This window comes from Halobacteriovorax marinus SJ (assembly GCF_000210915.2).
Lineage (GTDB): Bacteria > Bdellovibrionota > Bacteriovoracia > Bacteriovoracales > Bacteriovoracaceae > Halobacteriovorax > Halobacteriovorax marinus.
The window spans coordinates 2,276,016-2,299,576 of the sequence record NC_016620.1; the positions used below are offsets into that span (position 1 = coordinate 2,276,016).

The 23,561-nt window shown below is 36.2% G+C and carries 20 protein-coding genes and 1 tRNA gene; 2 read left to right on the forward strand and 19 right to left on the reverse strand.

Annotated elements, in window-relative coordinates; genetic code table 11:
- Positions 1–115 precede the first annotated feature (115 nt).
- Positions 116–202: transfer RNA gene (locus tag BMS_RS10690), tRNA-Leu, on the forward strand.
- 72 nt (positions 203–274) lie between these two features.
- On the opposite strand, the gene BMS_RS10695 is transcribed toward BMS_RS10690, so the two are convergent.
- Positions 275–2,557: a PilZ domain-containing protein gene (locus BMS_RS10695; RefSeq protein ID WP_044557525.1), complete on the reverse strand. Its 2,283-nt coding sequence runs from the start codon at positions 2,555–2,557 to the stop codon at positions 275–277.
- 150 nt (positions 2,558–2,707) lie between these two features.
- Between BMS_RS10695 and BMS_RS10700 the strand changes: the two genes are divergently transcribed.
- The gene (locus BMS_RS10700; RefSeq protein ID WP_014244833.1) at positions 2,708–3,736 is read left to right on the forward strand and encodes a methyltransferase domain-containing protein; all 1,029 of its coding nucleotides are present in this window, start codon (positions 2,708–2,710) and stop codon (positions 3,734–3,736) included.
- On the opposite strand, the gene BMS_RS10705 is transcribed toward BMS_RS10700, so the two are convergent.
- From BMS_RS10705 to BMS_RS10790, 18 genes are all read right to left on the reverse strand, one after another.
- Entirely contained in the window at positions 3,717–6,404 is a 2,688-nt protein-coding gene (locus BMS_RS10705) for a coiled-coil domain-containing protein (protein WP_044557526.1), read from the reverse strand. The two genes, BMS_RS10700 and BMS_RS10705, sit on opposite strands and share 20 nt — an antisense overlap.
- A 142-nt stretch (positions 6,405–6,546) precedes the next feature.
- Positions 6,547–7,947: a dihydrolipoyl dehydrogenase gene (lpdA, locus tag BMS_RS10710; RefSeq protein ID WP_014244835.1), complete on the reverse strand. Its 1,401-nt coding sequence runs from the start codon at positions 7,945–7,947 to the stop codon at positions 6,547–6,549.
- A 16-nt stretch (positions 7,948–7,963) separates the two neighbouring features.
- The gene (gene odhB / locus BMS_RS10715; protein WP_014244836.1) at positions 7,964–9,184 is read right to left on the reverse strand and encodes a 2-oxoglutarate dehydrogenase complex dihydrolipoyllysine-residue succinyltransferase; all 1,221 of its coding nucleotides are present in this window, start codon (positions 9,182–9,184) and stop codon (positions 7,964–7,966) included.
- Between the two features lie 11 nt (positions 9,185–9,195).
- Entirely contained in the window at positions 9,196–11,928 is a 2,733-nt protein-coding gene (locus tag BMS_RS10720; protein WP_014244837.1) for a 2-oxoglutarate dehydrogenase E1 component, read from the reverse strand.
- Between the two features lie 137 nt (positions 11,929–12,065).
- A complete protein-coding gene (gene nqrM, locus BMS_RS10725) occupies positions 12,066–12,302 on the reverse strand; it encodes a (Na+)-NQR maturation NqrM (protein ID WP_014244838.1) in 237 nt (78 codons plus the stop codon).
- Positions 12,303–12,311: 9 nt separating this feature from the next.
- Entirely contained in the window at positions 12,312–13,328 is a 1,017-nt protein-coding gene (locus BMS_RS10730; RefSeq protein ID WP_014244839.1) for an FAD:protein FMN transferase, read from the reverse strand.
- Positions 13,329–13,391: 63 nt separating this feature from the next.
- Positions 13,392–14,573, reverse strand: coding sequence for a sensor histidine kinase (locus BMS_RS10735; protein ID WP_014244840.1), 1,182 nt, complete (start codon positions 14,571–14,573; stop codon positions 13,392–13,394).
- Between the two features lie 82 nt (positions 14,574–14,655).
- Entirely contained in the window at positions 14,656–15,105 is a 450-nt protein-coding gene (locus BMS_RS10740) for a YbjQ family protein (protein WP_014244841.1), read from the reverse strand.
- A gap of 3 nt (positions 15,106–15,108) precedes the next feature.
- On the reverse strand, positions 15,109–15,423 hold the full coding sequence (locus BMS_RS10745) for a YbjQ family protein (RefSeq protein WP_044557527.1): 315 nt from the start codon (positions 15,421–15,423) through the stop codon (positions 15,109–15,111).
- A gap of 87 nt (positions 15,424–15,510) precedes the next feature.
- Positions 15,511–16,233 (reverse strand): hypothetical protein, encoded by a 723-nt coding sequence (locus tag BMS_RS10750; RefSeq protein ID WP_014244843.1) that lies wholly within the window; start codon positions 16,231–16,233, stop codon positions 15,511–15,513.
- Positions 16,234–16,454: 221 nt separating this feature from the next.
- Positions 16,455–16,772 carry a hypothetical protein gene (locus BMS_RS10755; protein WP_014244844.1) on the reverse strand — a complete coding sequence of 106 codons (318 nt, stop codon included), beginning with the start codon at positions 16,770–16,772 and terminating at the stop codon, positions 16,455–16,457.
- Between the two features lie 22 nt (positions 16,773–16,794).
- Positions 16,795–18,837 carry a DUF7844 domain-containing protein gene (locus tag BMS_RS17040; protein ID WP_052590658.1) on the reverse strand — a complete coding sequence of 681 codons (2,043 nt, stop codon included), beginning with the start codon at positions 18,835–18,837 and terminating at the stop codon, positions 16,795–16,797.
- A 209-nt stretch (positions 18,838–19,046) separates the two neighbouring features.
- A complete protein-coding gene (locus BMS_RS10765) occupies positions 19,047–19,364 on the reverse strand; it encodes a hypothetical protein (RefSeq protein ID WP_014244846.1) in 318 nt (105 codons plus the stop codon).
- Between the two features lie 53 nt (positions 19,365–19,417).
- On the reverse strand, positions 19,418–19,957 hold the full coding sequence (locus tag BMS_RS10770) for a hypothetical protein (protein WP_014244847.1): 540 nt from the start codon (positions 19,955–19,957) through the stop codon (positions 19,418–19,420).
- Positions 19,958–20,312: 355 nt separating this feature from the next.
- Positions 20,313–21,539, reverse strand: a complete 1,227-nt coding sequence (nqrF, locus tag BMS_RS10775; RefSeq protein WP_014244848.1) for an NADH:ubiquinone reductase (Na(+)-transporting) subunit F — start codon at positions 21,537–21,539, stop codon at positions 20,313–20,315.
- Between the two features lie 24 nt (positions 21,540–21,563).
- Positions 21,564–22,175 (reverse strand): NADH:ubiquinone reductase (Na(+)-transporting) subunit E, encoded by a 612-nt coding sequence (nqrE, locus tag BMS_RS10780; RefSeq protein WP_014244849.1) that lies wholly within the window; start codon positions 22,173–22,175, stop codon positions 21,564–21,566.
- 3 nt (positions 22,176–22,178) lie between these two features.
- On the reverse strand, positions 22,179–22,796 hold the full coding sequence (locus BMS_RS10785; protein WP_014244850.1) for an NADH:ubiquinone reductase (Na(+)-transporting) subunit D: 618 nt from the start codon (positions 22,794–22,796) through the stop codon (positions 22,179–22,181).
- Positions 22,796–23,557 carry a Na(+)-translocating NADH-quinone reductase subunit C gene (locus tag BMS_RS10790; RefSeq protein ID WP_172867693.1) on the reverse strand — a complete coding sequence of 254 codons (762 nt, stop codon included), beginning with the start codon at positions 23,555–23,557 and terminating at the stop codon, positions 22,796–22,798. Before BMS_RS10790 ends, BMS_RS10785 begins: the two co-directional genes overlap by 1 nt.
- Positions 23,558–23,561 lie beyond the last annotated feature (4 nt).

Here is a 23,561-nt window from a genome sequence, read left to right on the forward strand (position 1 = left end):
ATTGTTTGACGTATTTAATTTTAACACACTGTTCTTAGCTTTCAAGTTACTCATTTTTTTGCAATCTTTGGCTAGACATTTCAAAATACTCTGGTAATCTTGTCTTTACAATTTCGCCCCGGTGATGAAATTGGTAGACATACGGGATTTAAAATCCCGGGACCACTAGGTCGTGCGGGTTCAAGTCCCGCCTGGGGCACCAAGTCTACCTACAAATTAGAAAAAGCTATCCCAATCTATATTGGGATTTTTTTTGTCCAAATTTTAGATTTCCCTACGATGCTTGCTTAGTTTTATTGAGATAATTATTGATATAGAAAGAAATATCTTCCTGGGCCTGCTCAGGAAGGTCAACGAACATGAGTCCAATCCCCTTAGGGCGAGAATCGGAGATATTTTTTATCTGCGCGACACAATGGAAAGGATTATCTAATGCTCCTGCAGAAAAGAGAAGCCTTCCCTTCTTATCAACTGCAAAGTCTTCATCTAACTTATTAAGCTCTAAGAAGATTCCACCAACACTTAAACTTGTACAGTAACCCTTATATTCTTCACCATTGATTTCAAAAGTAATCATTTCATAGAATGGCACTCGCATTGAAGATCTCTTAATGAAGTAGCGAATATTTTCACCGCTGCCGTGGGTTGAAACAGGTACAGATAATTCAAATATATCTGCCTTAGCTTTATAAAGATCATTTCCTTTCTTGATCTTTACTCCTACATCTAGCTCTCCATTAATTTTCATATGATAAACTTCTGAAAAGTTATAAGGCCCTGATGGTTCTTCACCATCTCTTTGAATCATCCAGTAACATTCATTTGAGACTTCAAAAGCATCACCAATTAAGCGATTAAGTTCTTCATCCTCTTCTTCCTTAGAAGTATTTAATTGAATGATCTGATTCTCTTCTTCAACCTTTTTGAACTCTTCGATCTTGATCATAAGAGTAGCTTCACGGTCCTTAACTTCTTCAAGCTCTTGAACCTTTTTAGAGTAATTATCTTTTGCTCCGTCAACCTTGGCCTTTAATGATTCAATAATAGCATCGGTCTTAGCAGTCATCTTAGAGAACTTAGCATTTCTCTCTTTAAACTCCTGCTTTAATTTCTTGTAAGAATCACTCAATTCGTTATACGCAACCTTATACTTAGCAGTTCTCTCTTTTAATTCATGATACTTTTCAATTAACTGCTTATTGTCTGATCTTAAGTTTGAAATTAACTGATTATGCTTAAGTGTCTCGCTATTACTTTCTTCACTAGACTCATTAAGTTCTTCATTTTTTACAAGTAAGTCCTGCACTCTATTTTTAAGTTTATTAATCTCTTCTCTAGCAACTATCAGCTCATCTTTAAGATACTTAGTCGCACTATCATCTCTATTCTCTTTCTTATCTTTTTGTGCAAGTAGTTTAGCCTCTAGAGTTGAAAACTCTTTCTCTAGCTTCTTATGCTTGTTGGCGAGATGAATGTATTTATCCTTAAACTCTCCACTGTCACTATTTTCCTGACTATGGATTTTTTGAATGCTTTCTAAGTCTTCAAGTTTTTGAATAAGAATAGCATTTTCATCTAAAATATTTTTATACTTATATTCAAAGTCATCTCTTTGTCTTGAGATACTATCAATATCCCCTAGGTCTTTAGAGTGTACATTTTCTTTCTCTGCTATATCTTCACTGTGACTTCGCTTGAGTTTTTGTAACTTTAAATTATAGAAATTCTCTTGTTCTTTTAGTTCTTTAGTAAGTAGAGCAATCTTCTTCTCTAAGAGCTCTTTCTCACCACCGCTAGGACCATGTAGAAAGTAATCCATGGCCTTTGATAAGAGTTGCTCTGAGTGCGTTTCTCTGTGGGAATGTTCATCTCTTCTTTGTAACAAGCTCTTTAGCTCTTCTCTCTGTTCCTTCTCAACTTTTAAGGCGTAAGCTAAAGATTTATTCTTTTCAATGATTTGGAAATTCTCTCTTTCAAATGCTTGAAGCCTTTTTATCTCATTACTTTGTTCAGAGACAAGAGCTAAGTTTTCTTTCTTATGATTCTCTAAGATTGCATCCATATTTGCGAGAGTATCAACATGCTGCTTTTCAATTGTAATTAGCTCTTGATTGAGTGACTTATTTTCTATTCTCAGAGAATTTATAATCTCTTCAAAGTCTTGATTAACATAGCGAAGACCACTAAGATCCTTCTCTAATTGAGCTCTTTGGACTCTTTCACTTTCTAAAGTCACCTCTAAGATATTACTGACACTCTCCTCTTCAACAAAGCTCGAAGACTCTGCAACAGCAGACTTTTTCATATGCGCTAGTAAATATTCATAGTCACAATCTCTTTGATTAGTGAACTCACCAGCTGGTAATTTATGAGGAGGAGTGAAGCTTGGTTTATCTCGTTTGGCAGCTTCTTTGAATTGATAGTTTGTATCTTGAAGAACTTTAATATCTTTTACTAGTATCCACTCCCTTACTCTAAGATCAAAAATATAACTCTGCCCATTGAGCTCTTCGGCCTCAACAAACTCGACGATTTCGAAAATATCACAATATTTCAAAACCTTATTTGATCTGTGTACGAGATAATACTTTGTAATTACGGTCCTCCATATATTGTAATCCACTTAACTTATCGGTATTTTTAATGATAAACTCAATTACTCAAGCTAAAAAACGAGCGTTTTAGACAGTCTTAAACTATTGAAATTATGAGCAAATCTGAAATAAGTCTAAAAATTAAGAAATTTAACTTAAAGTTAGAGCAAATTGACTCCCCTAAAGAGTTTAATAACTACTGTGACGACTTCTTCAATTACCACTATCAAGAACTCGAAGAGGCGCTCACCTTAGAGAGCTCTGATGAAAATCTCTACTTAACAGAACGACTAAGAGAAGAGGCCTTAAATACCAGTTGGTATGATTACTATCAAATAATTAAATTCACTAAGGGAAAGAGAGTTATAGATATTGGCTCAGCCTATTCTAAGGGAACCCTGCTTGCTCAATGTCTTGGCGAAGAAAGTTTTCACTCTATTGAACTAGTGGAAGAGAGAATCAAGTGGGCCGTTGATACCGCTCAAGCACTAGGTCTAGATACAACTCAATTTATAATTGGGGATGCCCTAGACTTCGACTATCAAAGCTATGACTACTTCTTTATTTATCAACCTACAGGCTTCTTTCTCTCCAAATTATTAAACGAGCTAACTCAATATACTCATGCAAAAATTATCTCTATAGAGTCCCATGGTGATTTAATCACCCGCTTTAAATATGATAATAGACTTAGTGGCCCACAAGTAATTTTAGAGCTAGATGCTAGTAGACACGACCAAGGACTCTATGAATTTCAAATTTTAAACTGTGAATTAAGAAGAGAGCTCATACTTGAATATCAATTGTATAACTCTACCTATCTCCAAGTTGATGCTTACAATAGTGTTTACTCAAATTTTAGCTATATTCTAAATTTAAAGAATCTCTTAATTGACTATATCGAAGGTCACCCTAGTATTGATTTAAATGGAGTAAGAATAAATATAGAGAGAGAATTTGAAAATTTAAAAGTGAGAAGTTCTCTTACTGATTTTGAAAAAGAATATATTGATAAAGACCATCTTGTATATGAACAAAAAAGTCAGCGAATCTTAAAGGTCATAACGGCGCCCGAAGAAGCCCTTGAACTAAGCTCTTCGGGTAGAGTGGAAAGAAGAAATCTTAACTTGCCTTCTTCTTAGTATAATTTGCTAGAGTATAGACATTATCTTTTAGAGAATTAACTTCTTCTTGTAATTTTTCAATATAGTCATCATTACTTTTCAATTTGCTCTCTTGAGCGCCATTCTTAGCAATCATATCATCTATTAAGTTAATATAACGAAGCTTAGTTTTTTCTAGCTCATTTATAAGAATAATTTGCTGATCTCTATCAACATTGAGTTCTCTATTATTATTAGTTAATGAGTTGTATTTGACCTTCACTTCATTGAGTTCATCTTTCTTTCTTCGAATATTCTCTTTCATAGAAGAAATATTTAAATTGATATCAATTAGATTTGAATTGGAGTTATTAAACGTACTCTTTAAATCGCCAATCTCTATTTCTAAGCGTCTCTGCTCTTTTACAAGTTCACTAGCGGCCGCAGATTTTGACTTAATTAGCTGCTCTCTTGTTTGAATCTGAGCGACTAACTTCTCTTTTGCTACTTTATAATCACTAATTGCAGATTTTGATTTCTTAAGATTTGATTCAATACTAAGATATTTTGCATTCAACTCAGAATAGCTTTCCTTATCCTTTAGAATTTCACTCTCAAGTCTTCCCTTTTCTCTTTCCAAGTTAATAATTTCTTCTTCTAAGGATTTGCGATTTGTCATGGCCGCATTAGAGAGCTCAGAAATTTCTAACTTCTTTCCTCTAATCTTTGGAATTTGTTTCTCAAGAATATCTCTCTTACTTCTAATTTCTTGGGCATACCGAGTAACACTCTCGAGTTCACCCTGCAGTGAGCTTACAATATTTTTCTGTGTTGAGAGCTCACTTTCAGACTCCTGCAAAGATGTTGTAAGTAAGCTTACTCTTTGCTCTAGAGATATTTTCTCGTCCATCATCTTAAGCTTTTCACTCTTCAGTTCACTAGATAATTGTTGAAAATACTTACTCTTTTCTTCCATCTGTGAATATTGAGTATCTAGCTCTTGTATTTCTCGTGAAATTTCTCTCTTCTCTTTAATTGATAGCTTTGCTTTATACTTTTGCTCACTAAACTGCGACTTCAAAGAATCAAGTTTAGAGAGTTTCTCGTCCCTCTTAACTCTTAGACCAAGTAATTGCTCTGATTGTCTATTAACATTAGACTGAATATTTTTAAGTTCAACTTGATAAACCTCAATAGACTTTTGAATTCTTGAAATCTCTTTGCGTAAGCTCGATATTTTTTCTAGATTAACAACCTTCTCAAGAGTTATATTTTGAATGCTCTTTTCGAGAGTATCATTCTCATACGACGTCTTAACTAACTCTTTGTCTAGTAACTCTATTTGCCCAAGTGATTTATCGTTTTCAACTTTAAGTTGATTTAGCTTTCTAGAGAGTACACTTCTCTGTAATTTACTTTCCTCAATTGTTGCAAGTAAACTCTCACAAGTTCTTTTAAGGTTAAAATTGTCATTTTCTAATTGATCTAATTTACTAAGCTTTAATTCATATACTTTAGTGTATTTGTGAATTTCTTGCTTTCTCTTTATAAGGACTGCTTCTAAAGTCGATTTCTGCGTTTCATACTCTGAAATGGATTTCTGTGCTTGATATATCTTTGACTCATGAGACTCTACAATTAATCTCTTAGACTCAACATCACTCTTTAGAGACTTTAGAGTTTCCATTAACTCAAAAACAAGTGATTCTTGCTCATTAAACTCTTTAAATAAGCTTGCTTTTCGATGAGAGTAATCACTAGAGCTAATCTCAATCTCTTGAATCTCTTTGTTTAAGATATCTTTTCGAGATTTAATTTCTTCGAGTTCCTTCTCACTCTTTTTATATTCAACAATTAATTGGTCTAACTCGGAAGTTATTTTACTTTGCAGAGATCTAGTCTGCTCAATATCCTCTTTCAATAGATCTATCGTTTCATTCTTGTGATCAATTTCTTTATTCTTATAATCTATTTCACTTAAGAGTGTATTTATACTTTCTTTATTTTCGACAACCTGTTTCTTATAGCTTGAAATTAAATCGAGATTAGCATTATAGATACTTTCGGCCTCATTCATATCTCTATGAATATTTGCCAATTTCTCTGTTAAGGCACCATTTTCCTTACTAATACTATTAATCGTCTCTTCACTTTCGCTCTTTCTCTGCTCCAGTCTAAGGAGTTCTCTTTCTAGTGACTTATTCTCTAATTCTAGTTGTCCTCTCTGGCTCTTAAGTCCATCCAGTTCTTTAGAGAGATTATTTAAATTCCCTTTTACTTCACAAAGAGATTTTCTATAATTGCCATTCTTCGTTTTTTCAAACTCAAGTTTCTGATTAATATCTTCTTCAATATTTTTTAATTTTAAATAATCGCTCTTAGCATTCTTTAGAGCTTTAAGTTCTTTCTTTCTTACCTTTTTAAGAGTAGTGATCTCACTTTGACTACCTTCTTCACTCTGAACTTCAATATCTGAAGGCTCAATCATAGGTGTTTCAACTTCTTTCCCCTTGCTCTCAAATTTCTTCTTATCAAACTTAGGTGGTGTTGGGATATTCTCATCTAAGGAATAATTAAAGTCGAATGCTTGCTCGGCCTCAATGATAGGCGGATAAACACTCCAAGATTGATCTTCAAAAGTTTGATGACCACTCTCTTTTGATATATTTTTTAATTTTTCTTGTAGATTAAACTTCTTCTTCGTCATGAAGATCCTCATTTTGGTAAATTTACTCTTTAAACTTATCGAGGAGAGGTATGACTAAATTGAATAATGGAATAATTTAAATAGATTTAGGATATATTTGCCCGTAACAGAGTATTTCACTCTACTACGGACAATAGTAAATTTAGATATGGATCGCTCTATCTTCAGTAGCTGCAAGACATGCTTCTTTAAAACTCTCTGTGTAAGTAGGATGACCGTGACAAATTCTCGCAATATCCTCAGCAGATGCCCTAAACTCCATGGCCACAACGGCTTCACCAATTAGATCAGCACACCTTGGGCCAATCATATGGACACCAAGTATTTCATCTGTATCTTTATGGGCCAAGACTTTAATAAGCCCGTCAGACTCATTACCTGCTCTTGCTCTACCAGAGGCCTTAAATGGGAAAGAACCTTTCTTGTAAGGAACCTTTGAAGCCTTGAGCTGCTCTTCAGTCTGTCCAACAGAAGAAACTTCTGGCCAAGTGTAAACAACACCAGGAATAAGATTATAATTCAAGTGAGGTTTTTGACCTGCTAATAACTCGGCAACATAGACACCCTCTTCTTCGGCCTTATGTGCAAGCATTGGCCCTTTAACAATATCTCCGATAGCGTAGATATTAGGGACACTTGTCTGTAAATTATGATCGGTTACAACAACCCCTCTCTCATCTACTTGAACTCCAGCATTCTCAAGCCCAAGTCCATCAGTGAATGGCCTTCTTCCTACGGCAACGAGGCAATAATCACTTTCGATCTTTACTTCTTTACCGTCTTTATTCTTCTTGGCCACAACTGTGACTTTCTTTCCTTTTCTCTCAACAGAAGTTACTCCATGACCAGCATAGAACTCCATCCCCTGCTTCTTAAGAACTCTCTGTAAATTCTTTCCTAACTCAGAATCCATAGCCGCAATCATTGAGTCTGCATACTCAACAACAGAAACCTTTGCTCCAAGGCGTAGAAATACTTGTCCCATTTCAAGGCCAATAACTCCACCACCAATAACTACAAGGTGCTTTGGAACTTCCTCTAACTTTAGGGCCTCAGTTGAAGTAATAACTCTTTCTTTATCAAGCTTAATAAAAGGTAGAGTCGAAGGCTTAGAACCAGTAGCAAGAACAATATTCTTTGCCTTAACTTCTATTTCTTTCTCACCTTTTACAACAACCGTATTCTTATCTTTAAGACTTCCCACTCCACGAAGAACTTCAATCTTATTCTTCTTCATAAGAAAATCAATTCCTCCACAAGTGTCAGAGACAACTTTCTGTACTCTAGCGCTCATTTTAGAAATATCAACTTTGACCTTACCTGTTTCAATACCGTGATCAGCAAAGTGGTGAGAAGCATCATAGAATCTCTCTGAAGACTCTAACCATGCTTTAGAAGGGATACACCCTACGTTTAAACAAGTCCCACCTAGAGTTGGATATTTTTCAACTATCGCTGTTTTAAAACCAAGTTGCGCCATTCTAATAGCACAAACATATCCACCAGGACCAGAACCGATAACTACTACATCATATTCACTCATTCTCTACTCCTAATTCTTAGATATCTAGTAACATTCTTGAAGGATCTTCAATTAATTCCTTAACTGTTTTAAGGAATGTTACAGACTCTTTTCCATCTACAATTCTGTGATCATAAGATAGTGCTAAGTACATCACAGGGTGAATAACAACCTGACCATTAATGGCCACTGGTCTCTCTACAATATTATGCATTCCTAAGATTGCAGATTGTGGAATATTAATAATTGGAGTTGAAAGCATAGATCCAAAGACTCCACCATTAGTGATCGTAAATGTTCCACCTTGCATTTCATCAATACCTAGCTTTCCATCACGCCCTTTAAGAGCAAGTCTACGAATTTCTTTCTCTATTTGTGCTAAGCTCATGCTCTCTGCATTTCTTACCACTGGAACAACTAAACCTTTAGGAGTTGAAACCGCGATCCCAACATCAGCGTAGTCGTGATAAACAATATTCTCACCATCGATTTGAGCATTAACTCCAGGAACCTCTTTCAATGCCATAGTACAGGCCTTAGTAAAGAAAGACATAAACCCTAGACCGATGTCGTGCTTATCTTTAAAAGCATCTTTATATTTTGAACGAAGGGCCATCACATTGTGCATATCCACTTCATTAAAAGTTGTAAGCATTGCTGTTTCATTCTTAGCTTCTGTTAAGCGCTTAGCAATAGTCTTTCTAAGACGAGTCATTTTCTCAACTCTCTTCTCACGACTTACTCCACCACTTAGCACAACTTGCTCAGGAGCACTTGGAGCTGGAGCAGCTGCACTAGCACTTGAACCTTTTGCACTAAGAGCATCGGCTTTAGTAATTCTTCCGTCTTTGCCAGAACCACTAACAGAATCAGTAGCAATTCCTTTTTCATCTAATATTTTCTTAGCTGCAGGAGAAGGATAATTCTTATCTCCACCACTTGCTGGCGCAGCTTCTGCAACTGGTGCAGGTGCCGCATCTTCTTTTGGAGCACTTGCTCCTCCAGCAGGAGCTTCAGCACTTGTATCGAGGGTCGCAATAACAGCACCAATCTCTAACTCTGCCCCTTCTTCTGCAGAATCGGCAATAGTTAAAATTCCGCTAGATTCAGCAGGAAGTTCTACGGTTGCTTTGTCTGACTCGATTTCACAGAGGATCTCTCCCTCTTCAACGTAGTCACCACTTTCTTTTAACCAAGCAGCTAATGTAACTTCAGTAATCGATTCTCCAATACTTGGAATTTTAATTTCAATACTCATAATTCAACCTTTTATTTGGCAAATGCCTTATCTAAAATTTCTTGTTGCTCTCTTAAGTGAACTGCTGCGTAACCAGAAGCTGGCGAAGCACTAGACTTTCTTGAAATACAAGTAAAGTCACCTACTAGATCTCGCCATCTCAGTAAGTATGTCCACGCTCCCATATTCATTGGCTCTTCTTGTACCCAATAGTGTTGCGCTTTTCCGTACCTCTTAAATACTTCCTTTATTTGATTAGCAGGTAATGGATAAAGTTGCTCCAATCTAACGATTGCAATATCTTTTCTATTTTCCTCTTGTTGCTTGGCCAATAGATCGTAGTAAACTTTTCCAGAACAGAAGAGTACTCTCTTAACATCCTTAGCTTTTACCCAAGAGTCATCAATAAGCTCTTGCATTCCACCCTTTGTGAAGTCTTCTAATTTAGAAGTACAAAGAGGATGCCTTAAAAGAGACTTCGGAGTAAATACAACGAGTGGCTTTCTAAACTCCCACTTCAACTGTCTTCTTAAAGCGTGGAACATATTGGCCGGAGTCGTAAAGTTACAGACAACCATATTCTCTTCAGCACACATCTGTAGAAATCTCTCTGGTCTACATGAAGAGTGCTCAGGACCTGCTCCTTCATAACCGTGAGGAAGTAGCATTACAATATTGCTCATTCTCTGCCACTTACTCTCACCTGCAGTGATGAATTGGTCGATCATAATTTGAGCACCATTAGAGAAGTCTCCAAATTGAGCTTCCCAAATATTTAGGGCCCTTGGAGTTGCCTGTGAGTAACCATATTCAAAACCTAGAACGGCATATTCAGAAAGAAGAGAGTTATAGATATAAATATCTCCCTGCCCTTTCTCAATCTCAGAAAGACCACAGTAGGCATTATTTGTTTTCTCATCAAAGACCTTAGCATGTCTGTGTGAGAAAGTTCCTCTGATTACATCTTGACCAGTAAATCTAATATTGGCATCTTCAGTTAAAAGAGTTCCGTAGGCCATTAACTCAGCAAGCGCCCAGTCAACTGTATCATCAGCAAACATCTTCTTTCTAAGGTCTAGAAGTTTCTGTGCTTTTCTAAGAGTTTTAAATCCTTCAGGCGTTGAAGAAATTGCCTTAACAACTTTCTCTAATTCTTTCTTACTTACTTTTGTCGAAGGAGAAGTTTCAAAGTCTTCAGGCTTTGACCATCTTAAGTTCTTCCACTCTTTATGTGGACCACTTGATTTCTTAGGTATCACATTCTGCTTCACATTATTGAAACGATCAGAAAGTAGCGCCTTAAACTCGTCTTGCATCTCCTTGGCCAAGCTCTTATTAATTGAACCTGATGTGATTAAACGATCAAGGTAGAGCTCTCTTGGATTCTTAACCTTGGAGATCAATCCATAGAGATGTGGCTGAGTATACTTAGGCTCATCACCTTCGTTGTGACCATGCTTTCTATAACAAACCATATCGATGAAGATATCTTTCTTAAACTTTTGTCTAAACTCCATCGCCAATTCACAAGCATAGACAACATGCTCAGGGTAATCCCCATTCACGTGAATAATAGGAATATTTAAAGTCTTCGCTACTGATGTAGAATAATTTGATGACCTAGCGTCACTGAAGTCAGTTGTAAAACCGATTTGATTATTAATAACAAAGTGAATACTTCCACCAGATCTATAGGCTGGAAGCTCAGACATCTGTAATGTTTCATAAACAATCCCCTGGCCAGCAACGGCGGCATCACCATGAATAATGATTGGGACAATTTTAGACTCATCGTTATAAGCAATATCAATCTGTGCTCTACAGTACCCATTAACAACTGGAGCAACTGCTTCTAAGTGAGAAGGGTTAGGTAAGATTTTAAGTGTAACATCTTTTCCTGTTGTCGCCTCTCTTACAGAAGTGAAGCCCATGTGATACTTCACATCTCCATCACCTTGACCTTGTTGCTGCTCAAGTGAGCTTCCCTCAAATTCTGAGAAAATATATTCGTATGTCTTACCAATAATATTTGCTAAAACATTTAGACGTCCTCTATGGGCCATACCGATAACAAATTCTTCAGCCCCAAGCTCACTCCCCTTATTTATAATTGCATCGAGAGCAGGAATAGTTGTGTCTCCACCTTCTAGTGAAAATCTCTTCTGTCCGGTATACTTAGTTTGTAAGAAGTTTTCAAAAACACTTGCTTCATTTAGCTTGCTAAGAATTCTCTTCTTCTTATCTAGCGGCATATCAATATGATCTGCACCGACTTCAAATTTCTCTCTCACCCAACGTCTGATATCTGTATCGTTTGAGTGCATATATTCGATACCAATTTTTCCACAGTATAGCTTTTCCATACGAGAGATAATATCTCTAAGCTTACACGGTCCTAAGTTTACGAACTCACCGCAGATAAAAGTTGAATCAAGATCACTTTCTTCTAGTCCATAATCGGCAAGACTAATTCTTGCATGTCTATCTCTACGTGGACGAATTGGGTTTGTATCTGAAATTAAATGTCCTCTAGCTCTATAAGATTGAATTAGCCTAAAGACATTAAACTCTTTTCTAAGTCTAGCTTCATCAAAGTCACCGCCACCACCACTGGCACCAGTTCCACTTGCAAACTCAAAACCTTCAAAGAACTTCTTCCAAGAGAGATCGACAGAGTCTTTGTCGCGTTTGTAATCTTCATAAAGTGAATCAATAAAAGAGATGTCCGAGCTGGACAAGTGAGAGAAATCAATTGGGTTTTTCATAATTTAAAATCCGTTTTTTTTACCCGAGAATTTATATCGTATTTAATAATGTTAATATATTACTATGTTAGCAATTCGTGAAGAAACTTTTTAGCAGGGGGCAATATATGCGCCCCCAATTTTCATTCACTTTTTCGTTAAACAAGAGTTAGGTTAACACTTGAGTCTTTTACTTCCAACTTAAGACAATCTTCTTTCTGCTCTGGTGCCTTATCACATTCCGTTTTCTTCTCACAGAACATACAATCCTCACCCATAACATTACCTAGGCCACCACATGAGCCCTTTAGTTTTTTATTACTAAAGATTACACCAACGGCCATACCTGCTATAGCAGCGAGCATCACAACTAATGAAACAAGAAACATTTTCATAAAAAAGTCCTACTTAAAAAGTTTATTAAATTCATCCGTCCCCTTAGAGACAAAATGTTTATTATTATCAAGCTTATAAATAAAATATGCTGCAAGTTTTAACTCTTGCGCTAATTTGTACCCTTTCTCAAAGCCTAAAGACATCAAAGCTGTCGCCCAGGCATCTGCATTCATACACGAATCAGTATTGGCCACACTAACGCTTGCGAGAGTGTGTGCAACAGGTCTTCCTGTTTTAAAGTCAATTGTATGGGAATAATTCTTCTTATTCTGAGTAAAAAAGTTCCTATAATTTCCACTCGTGGCCAGTGCCGCATTATTTAGATTTAGAATCTTTGGATAGATTGCTTTAGGGTTTTCAATATCGGGTGATTCAATTGCAATCTTCCAAGGAGCCCCATTCTTTGAGCCAGAAGTTCTCACCTCTCCACCGATCTCAACCATATAGTTTTTAGCTCCACTTCTGCCTAAGAGAAGTGCAACTTCATCTACTCCGTAACCCTTGGCCAAAGATGAGAGATCAACATAGACATTAGGATGATTTTTCTTCCACTGCCCTTTCTCAACATCCACGCTCAACAGAGAAAGTCCAACACTCTCTCTCGCTTTAGCGATGGCCGAAGCCTCTGGAACTTCTCTCTTGCCATTTGGCCCAAATCCCCAAAGATTTACTAGAGGGCCTAGAGTTGGATCATATGACCCACCTGTCTTATGGCCTATCTCCAATGCTCTATTGGTAACAAAGAGAATCTCTTTGGAAGCTTTTTGCCAAGTCATTTGACGGCTTTTATTAAAAGTCGAAATTTCAGATGACTTAATATAAGTAGACATACTTTGATTGACAGAAACAAGCAGCGCGTCAACTGAGTTTTTTAGCTCTTTTCTATTTAGTTCTACTTCAGATTGGAAATACTTAATATGATAAGTCGTCCCCATGGTTTTCCCATCTATAATCAATGGTTTAGATGAGTTTGAACAGGCAACAAAGCCTAAGCTAAAAATGAATAAAAACAGTAATCTGCACATAGATTGCTTATTACCATTTTATAAGCTCTTTAGCCATGAATTTACTGCTTATTTAATAAAAACTTACTTGGACATCTTTAAAGTAATTCGACTTCCCTTATCTAGGGTTTCAATCTCTAATTGCCCATTCATGATTTGCAAGTATGACTTGGCGAGTACAAGTCCCATACCCGAGCCAATATCTCCCCCAGTGGAAGGAGAAGGCTTAGACTTAAAGTTACTATCTAAATTCTCTAAAACTTCTTTTGGAAAACCACCGGCCTCATCTTCAATGACGACTTCTACTCGGCCCGATTTCTCTACTCCATAAATTTTGATGGTCGAATCCTCTGGAGAATATCTGATGGAGTTAGAAATTATTGATGCGATCACTGTATTGAAGAATGTACTTTTAAAGGCAATGAACTCAAGCTCATGAGCACTACTTTCAAACTTAAGATTCTTCTCTAGAAAGAATGCACTAAATTGAAAATTAATAAAGTCAGAAACGTCTTCAATTTTCACAACCTCTAAGTCTTCCTTCTCTTTATTCTTAGAGAAGAACTTCTTAGTAGAGTCTATAATTTTATAAATTTGGTCAATAGAGTTTTCAATATTAGTAAGTGACTTTGTAATGTCCCTTTCTTTATTAGAAAGAGACTTCTGTGTTTCAAAGTAGATTACTGTTAAAGGATTTGAAAGATCGTGAATAACTGATGAAATGAGATCATGACTTGAGTCTAACATTTTCTTTAGTAAATCTACTTGTGCATGAGCCCCTGGTAGTTCACAACCAAATTCTCTATAAAAGATTCTAGAGAAAATCGCTCCAATGGCATTGAGTGCTGCAAATAACTCATACCTTCCCTCATTTATTTCTTCATCATGAGCAAAGTAGATAATTCCAAGAATTGTATTACAATCTAAATAGATTGGTACTCTTGAGAGAACTTTTATCTTGAAGCGTGATATGACTTCTTGATTATCTAAGTCTTTTGGATCAATTAAGAAATTATCAGGAGTCCAGATTGTACTCTTAATTTTTCTTCGAACAGAGTCCCCTATAAAGAATTGAATATCGCTTAATCTCTTACCACTAGAGTAAATAAACCTAGAGTCAACTTTTGCAGGAAGTGTTTCAGGTAGATCGACATAAGCAACACCTCTAAAAGGAAGAGATGTAGATATTCTCTCTAAAAAGCTAGCACAGCTCATATCTTGATCGAGGCCTGAAAGTATTTTATCTAATTCAATTATAGAATTCATATATGTATTTTAAATTTTATTAAATAAATTACCAAGAGGCGGTGATTTCCTAGTAGATATAGAAACCGAGTAAATTGATTGCTTAAACTTTGAATTTTATCGCAGTTCCATAAGCAATGACTTCAATACTTCCAACATATCTCTTGGCAATATCGTTTGAGATAGAAGAAGTTTCAATGCGAACATTACAGATTGTATCGTAATCAATCGCATCCTCTTTCATTCTAAGAACCGCTTCTCTTCTCGCTCGATCTACGAGAGACTCTATTCCCTTAAGACGGCCCCCAAAGAGAGACTTAAATCCAGTGGTAATCAATTTAAAGTAATCAATAGAGACAACAGTGCTTCCTATTGCGAGCTTTTCTTGAAGTATATTTTCATTATTGTAATTAACTTTCTTGAGATTATTTAAGCTCATACGTCTAGTTGAGCGCTCCCTTGCGCGAATAGATCGAATATGTCTCTCTTCATTATACTTCCCAATAAAGTAACCTGAAAAAAGAAGAATAAAGAATGCGGCAAGACTGGACACTATCTATTCAACTCTTACGGCAGTACCGTAGCAATAGAGTTCAGCGGCCCCTTGAGCAACTGATGATGTTGAAAAGCGGATATTTATAATGGCATTCGCTCCAGAGTTATTCGCACTCATGATCATTCTATCCATTGCCTCTTTTCGAGATTCAGCTAGAAGTTCACTGTAACCTTTAAGCTCTCCGCCAACTATATTTTTTAGTCCGGCCATAAAGTCGCGACCAAAATGTTTTGCCCTAACTGTAGAGCCAGAAACTAAACCACAATATTCTATGATTGTTTTACCAGGGATTGATTCAATATTAGAAAGCAACATACCATCTCCAAACATTAGCTGTTTAGAAGATGGTAGATTTATTCCAATTAAATTTCTAGTCAGAAAAATTGACCAAGGGGGTGGTCACTACTCGAGGTCGCAATCAATTGCCGAGAATGATGTTTGAAATGGAAAGTTACTTCCAAATATTCCTTCTTTCTTAGAAACCATTGCTGTTTGGGCGCCATCAATATCATTGAATATTCCACAAGTATTATCATCGTCTAGCGAAATTCCACCAAAGGCCAATTCTTTAAGTTCTCTATCGTCATGAATAAGTTTCTTATCTTTTTCAGAGAAAGCAGAGCAATAGGAAATTGTAATATTAAAGCCAATGACATCTCTATCGCTATAGACTTTCTCAACCATCAATAAATCATTATGAAAACTTTTACCAATGAAAGGCTTATCACTCTTTGTAGATGGAAGTCTCCCCTCACTTGGAAGGTTCATGGCAAAAATAAATTGAGCGTCATCTGTTTCAGGGTACATTGAGTCGTTTTTAATAAAGTACTTTTGATCCTTTTTTAAACGACCTTTAGATTTAGAAATAGAAGCAAAATCATTATCACCACATTGAAATTTATTTTTTAGATCTACAAAGATTCTTTCATTCTTAGTAAGAGATGATAGACTTTTAGAAAGCTTAGAAATATTGTTCTCTATATTTTTTGAATCACTCACATTGCCCCTAACTTCACAATTGATACAATCTTCAGATGCTAATCCTCTAGAGTTTTGTCCAAAGAAACTAGGCCCAACTGATACTGCCGCTAACAGCATTAAAGCTACAAATTGTAGTGATCTCATATATCCCCCTCAGAATAATATTTTAATAACTAAGAGAGCAAGATATATGCCGAAAATTAGATGTAATTATAGATACTTAAATATAGGAATACTGACTAATTAATAGACAGTGAATAGATTTAAAACAAATTTTATATTAAGAGCATTGCCCGTTTAGAGAGTCTGAAAAGTCTCCTAGTCCAACATTAAATCAATCTGTTGGACTAGGATAATTCAATTAATTACTTTCCAGCTTCTTCAATGATTGCAATCGCTGCTTCTTCTAAGCTCTCAAACTTAACTTTCTTTTGAGTTTCAATGGCCTCTACTACTTCAATAAATAAATCTGATGCCACTCCACCTGCAAGTACTTCTTCTGCATCAGGTAGAGCTGATTTAATTGCTTGCTTGTAGAAATATGTTCCAGAAGATTGACCACGACTTGAAAAGTTTAGTCCATTATCAGTATGAGACATTCTTGAATTGCCAGATACAACTCCAAGCTCAGCAAATGAAGATGCAGTTACAAGTAGTGATGTGATTAAGATTAGTTTTTTCATGTTTCCTCCGATTGTGAAATACTTAGTGTATTTGTTTTTTTAATAATTTTATTAACTTCATTCTATTTTCTTTCGTTCTTGAAATTCTCTGATCAATATCAATACTTTTCTCACTTTCGATATCGCTATTTTCAAAAGCAAGGTCATATATATTTTTGAGGTTATAAAAAATATCCATTTGCTCTTCTATAGAGATCACCTCTGACTGATAAGGAACACCATAGCCTCCACGAATAATTCCGTAGGGAGAGAACCTCATAGTCCAAACTTGCATCTCTTGTGATAAGTCCTGCATATCTTCTCTTTTCTTAAAATTTTCTAGAACGAGCTTATTTACTTCTGAGTCATATTCAATTTGTCTCTTCTGTAAGATGATATTTTCCACTCTTAGAAAGTTAATAATATCGTTCTTTGTCAGTTGGTCAGCTCTGCCATTAAAGTAACTTGCTCTTTGCTGTGGTCTTAACTCTTTGTAGTACTCAGCAAAGCCAATCTTATTATCGATAAGTTGTTGTGCTTGAAGACTTTCAAAACTCTTAGCTCCTCTATCTACATAGCGTGAATAGAAATTCTTCTCATCTTTTCTATAGTCATCAAGATTATTCGATTTAATTCTCTTATACTTATGAAGAAATGAAATAATATCTCCAGGAACAACAATGCCATCCACAGCAAGTGTTATCTCTTGGTTAAAGAATACGCTTTTAAGAAAGTTAAATGTTTCTGTAGCACAATTATTACTTACAAATTTATACTTACCTGTGTAACTCCAAAATCCCTCTTGAATACGGTCTACAGTATTTTGAATTTCTCTCTTACTCATTTGAATTGGAATACTAAATAATTCTCTATCTTCTTTTATAGTGTATTCCGTAATAATTTCAGGCATTCCATAAGTATATAAAACAGATGGGTATTTCCCTGTGATACCACTGACGTAGTTGATCTCTCCACCTGTAATACTGGCCCTGTAACTAATGACAATATCTTCTTTGATATCTTCGAGACACTTCTCTGATACCTCTTCTCTCTCAGGAGAACACATTACAACTCTAAGCATTGCATGTCCCCATTTCGACATCATTTCCTTTCCTTCTCCAGCAAAGAGATAGTGGATTTGATAGATGCGGCTTGGGTCTAAATCTAGATAATTTAAGTTTCCTGTAAGTGGATTCCCTACTCTAATCTTAGGTGTCATACATTGAACTTCTGGAAATGGATCATGTACGAAGAACTTAGAGAGATAATTATAAAGAGCAGGTTTCCTACACTTATATTCACTATCTAATAAGAAGTATTCCATATTAACAGCAAAAGCTTCTTGAGCATTTACAAATTCATAGTTATCTGGACTCTGAATATCTAAATTATTACTTGTTATAGATTTAAATACACTTCTAAAAGATGCAGTATTAGAAACATTGTATTTTACATACTTCATGAGCTGGAGTTTTCGATGTCTCTTATCCTCCATTCTAATTCTTCTAAGTGTATCTTCTTCGAACTCTCTAATATCTCTCCAAAATTCATCATCTCCATAGACCTCTTCAGGAGAAAGTTTTCTTAGGTCAAATACATGGGAAAGCTCATGAACTAAAGTCGCCTTTACCACTTGATACATTGTTTTATGATTATTTGAAGAAGGTAAATCTCGTTGAGACTCATCTAAAATTATTGGTAGAAATTCATTATGAAGATTGATTTTATAATCACTACCAAAGAACTCTTTCTTAGTATAAGCAAGCGCTCCAAAACTCTCTTCACTTTCAGAATGATCTGAATCACTTTCGGCCCATAATTCTTTTCTAAGCTCTTGAGGACTAGATAATTTAGGAAGACTTCTATTGGCAACCTTTGTGAAGTTTAACTCAACATTACCAAAGTGCTTAATCATTTTATCTGGCATAATATCGAGTGTTTCGCTTATAAATTGATGAATACGATCTATCTCTTCTTTTTGTAGTTGCTCTTTAAGCTCTTTATTTAAGAAGATATCAGCACTTGATGTAGAGGAAAGAATACTAAGAATTAAAAAACAAAATATATGAATGAGCTTAATATTCATTTCTTCCCTTATGTGATAAAAACAGTTTCGCAAAGTATCTGCAACCTTTAGGCCAATAAACAATTAATAATTTTAGATAGATATGAAGAATATTTTGACTAAATTTTAAACAGTGTAAAATGCAATGACATACTTTAGAGGTGATATGCTCAGGGTAGAAACAAAAAGACCCACTTAAAGATTATAAGTAGGCCTTTAGTTTTATAAAATTACTTTCCAGCTTCTTCAATAATTGCAATTGCTGCTTCTTCTAGGCTCTCAAACTTAACTTTATTTTGAGTTTCGATGGCCTCTACTACTTCAATAAATAGATCTGATGCCACTCCACCTGCAAGTACTTCTTCTGCATCAGGTAGAGCTGATTTAATTGCTTGCTTGTAGAAATATGTTCCAGAAGATTGACCACGACTTGAAAAGTTTAGTCCATTATCAGTATGAGACATTCTTGAATTGCCAGATACAACTCCAAGCTCAGCAAATGAAGATGCAGTTACAAGTAGTGATGTGATTAAGATTAGTTTTTTCATGTTTCCTCCGAATAGATAGAAAGCCTTGCCTTCTTTTTATAAATTTATATTAATTAAAGACTATTTAAATCCATGTAGATATTTCTAAGGGCCTTAAAGCTAACAAAACTATAAGTTCCAGATGCAGAAATCTTAGATGTAATTCCATCGAGTGCTTCTCTAACATTTTGCTTATGTTGAGCTATATACTGAGCTCTCTCTTCTTTACTCATCTTCTTTAGTATTAAATGATTATGTGCGGATATAGTTGCAACACTTCTCATCTCTTCCATCAAAATCTTCTCTAATGATCTATCATTAAAGTTTCTTTGCGAGAGTTGCCCCAAGGTTTCAAGCATATCTTCATTTCTAAACTCTGCTTCAATAATTTTATGATCAATTGATTCTAAGACCTCGCCCTTACCCATCTGTGAGTTTGTCCTAACGATTAAGTTATCCATATTGCTCTCAAGAATTCTTCCCTTGGCAACTAACTCTATCGATGGCTTTGTAGACTTGAAAGCTTGCTGCACTCTCTTTGTCAAAGCACTAACAACTGATGCCTCTGTAGTTAAAGAAATGCAGGTTATAAGAAGAAAAATAATCTTACGCATAGAATCCTCGATAATTAATTTTCAAGGATTATTACATAGAAAAAAATGAGCTAATGAAAAATATGAAAATTAGGGTAAAACTTTTATGTAAAAAGAATAGACACTTCCACCCGATCTCGCGCTTCCTGCGCCTCCTCTCTTCGGTTCGCATCCTGCTCACCTACGCGTTGTTCGGCGTTAAATAGCTTCGCACTTCAAACGCTACACCCGATCTCGTGCATCCTGCAGCAGATTTGCTTGCACGCAAATCAGTGGGTTGTTCGGCGTCATATGCCATCGTGGCATATGACGCCTCCAAAAAACAAGGCCCCGCGGTTGAGCGGGGCCTTGAGTAATTTAAAATGTATTTTTGTGATCATCCACCGAAGTCATCAAGCATGATATCTTCTCTCTCAACACCAAGGTCAAGAAGCATATCGATAACACACTTATTCATGATTGGAGGTCCACATAAGTAGTACTCACAATCTTCTGGTGCCGGGTGATCCTTTAAGTACTCATCGTGAAGTACTTGGTGGATAAAGCCAGTGTATCCTTCCCAATTATCTTCCGGAAGAGCATCAGAAAGAGCGCAGTGCCACTTAAAGTTATCATTTTCTCTTTGAAGCATTTCAAAATCTTCAACGTAGAACATTTCTCTCTTAGAACGAGCTCCGTACCAGAAAGTAATCTTTCTATCAGTCTTAATTCTCTTTAACTGATCAAAGAGGTGTGATCTCATCGGCGCCATACCTGCACCACCACCAACAAAGACCATTTCTTTCTTAGTGTCTCTTGCGAAGAATTCTCCGAATGGACCAGAAATAGTTACTTTATCACCTGGCTTACAGTTAAAGATATACGACGACATCTTACCTGGAGGTGTTCCTTTAGGTGCTCTTGGCGGAGGTGAAGCAATACGAACATTTAACATAATCATCCCTTCTTCCTCAGGATAATTTGCCATTGAATATGCTCTGATTGTTTCATCTTCTACGTAAGAGATATTATCCCAAACATTGAACGCATCCCAGTCACTTCTATATTCTTCTTCAATATCGAAGTCTTTATAGTCGATCTTAAGACCTGGAGGTCTTTCAATTTGAATAAATCCACCAGCTCTAAATGGAACTGACTCACCTTCAGGAAGGTCTAGGACAAATTCTTTAATAAATGTAGCAACATTGTGGTTTGATCTAACTGTACATTCCCACTTCTTCACACCAAAGACTTCATCTTCAACTTCAATTTCCATATCTTCTTTTATAGAAACCTGACAAGCGAGACGACAACCATCTTTAGCTTCTCTCTTAGTAATATGAGATAATTCTGTTTCTAAAATTTCTCCACCACCAGAGTGAACGTGAACTTTACATTGTCCACAAGTACCACCACCACCACAGGCAGATGATACGAAGAGTTTCTGATCAGCAAGTGCATTTAATAATTTTCCACCTGCTGGAATTTCTACCGTTTTCTCTCCATTGATACTTAATTTAATATTCCCAGAGCTTACTAATTTAGACTTAGCAAAGAGAATGATAAGCACAAGGGCCAAGACAACGGCGGTAAACATTAAAACGCCAAGTATAATTTCATTCATAGTTATGACCTTTCTTTATAATCCTTAAAGTTGAATACCTGAGAATGACAGAAAACCTAGGGCCATAAGACCAACTGTAATAAAGGTAATCCCTAATCCTCTCAATCCATGAGGTACATCACTGTACTTCATTTTCTCTCTAATACCTGCAAGTGCTGCAATCGCAAGGGCCCAACCAATACCTGAACCGATTCCGTAAACAGTACTTTCTGCAAAGTTATAATCCCTCTCCACCATAAAGAGTGAACCACCAAGAATGGCACAGTTCACTGTAATTAGAGGAAGGAAGATACCAAGCGCTGTATAAAGAGCTGGAAAAAACTTATCTAAAGTCATCTCTAAGATCTGTACCATTGCTGCAATTACACCAATATAAGAAATTAGACCTAAGAATGATAAGTCATAACCAGTAATACCTGCCCACTCTAGAGCGTTCTCTTTTAGAAAGTAAGTGTAGAGAAGATTGTTAACAGGGATAGTAATCGTCTGAACAACAACAACTGCAACACCAAGACCTAAAGAAGTCTTAACTTTCTTTGAAACCGCTAAGAATGTACACATTCCTAGGAAGAAAGAGAGAGCAAGGTTTTCAATAAAAATAGATTTAATAAATAAACTTAAATAATGTTCTAACATCTCTTACTCCTTCTCAACCTGATCAGTTTTCCAAGTTCTTAAGGCCCAGATAAATAATCCGATCAAAAAGAATGCACTTGGAGCCAATAGGGCCATACCATTTGTTTGGTACCAACCACCTTGACCTGTTGTTGCGAGAATTTCAAACCCTAGAAGCTTTCCACTTCCTAGTAGCTCTCTAAAGATTGCTACGAAAATTAGCACAACACTATATCCAATTCCGTTACCGATTCCGTCTACAAAAGACATAAGCGGTGTATTCTTCATGGCAAATGCTTCCGCACGTCCCATAACAATACAGTTGGTAATGATAAGACCTACGTAAACAGACATTGACTTAGCAACATCGTAAACAAAAGCCTTGAGAAGTTGATCCGTTAAGATAACAAGTGATGCAATCACAATCATCATAACGATGATACGAATACTAGATGGAACATGGTTTCTAATTAAAGAAACAAAGAATCCAGAAAAACCTGTAACTAATGTCACAGCGATACACATTACAAGTGCTGTTTCCAACTTAGTTGTAACCGCAAGAGCAGAACAAATACCGAGAATCTGTAATGCAACAGGATTATCTTCAAAAAGTGGGTTAAAAAGTGTTTTCTTGAGGCTCATTATTTGATCCCTCCTTCTCTAAACTTAGCAAGGAAAGGACCGAAAGCATCGTCTCCTAACCAATATTGAATAGTTCCAGTAACACCAACTGCAGTTAAAGTTGCACCAGAAAGACCATCAATCTCAGTCTCTGTTCTAGCTGCACCTTTTACAACTTTTAGAATTGGGCTAAAACTCTCATCAAGTGCCTTCTTCCCATTCCAAGTTGCCTTCCAGCTTGGGTTATCAATCTCACCACCAAGACCAGGAGTCTCACCGTGAGAGTAGAAACCAATCCCTTTTACTGTAACAGTATCAGGAGCAAGAGCTAAGAATCCATACATTGTTGACCAAAGACCTTTTCCATGGACAGGAAGAACAATCATAGAAACCTCTCCCGCATCCTTAACAAGGTAAGCCTTAGCAACTTTAGCTCTAAATTTAATATTTCCAAGATCCTTAGCTGCATCAATTCTTAAATTCTGCTTAGGATCTTTTGCTGCTTTTTTCTGATCGTAATTCTCAATATCACCTTCAATAACATCTCCTGTCGCAAGATCGACGAGAAGTGGTTGAACGTTCTTATAAGCTGCATCCACATCAGCTTTTGTAGCATTACCATCAACTAAACCAGACGCGATAAGAAGGTTCTTCTTAACGTCTAATTTCTTATTAGCTTCCTGCATAGGCTTTAGTGATACTGCTGCTCCCGATACTAGGATCGAACAAACAATACACAGAAGGAATGCAACAAGTAGTGTTTTTCCTGTTTCGCTTTTCATCACT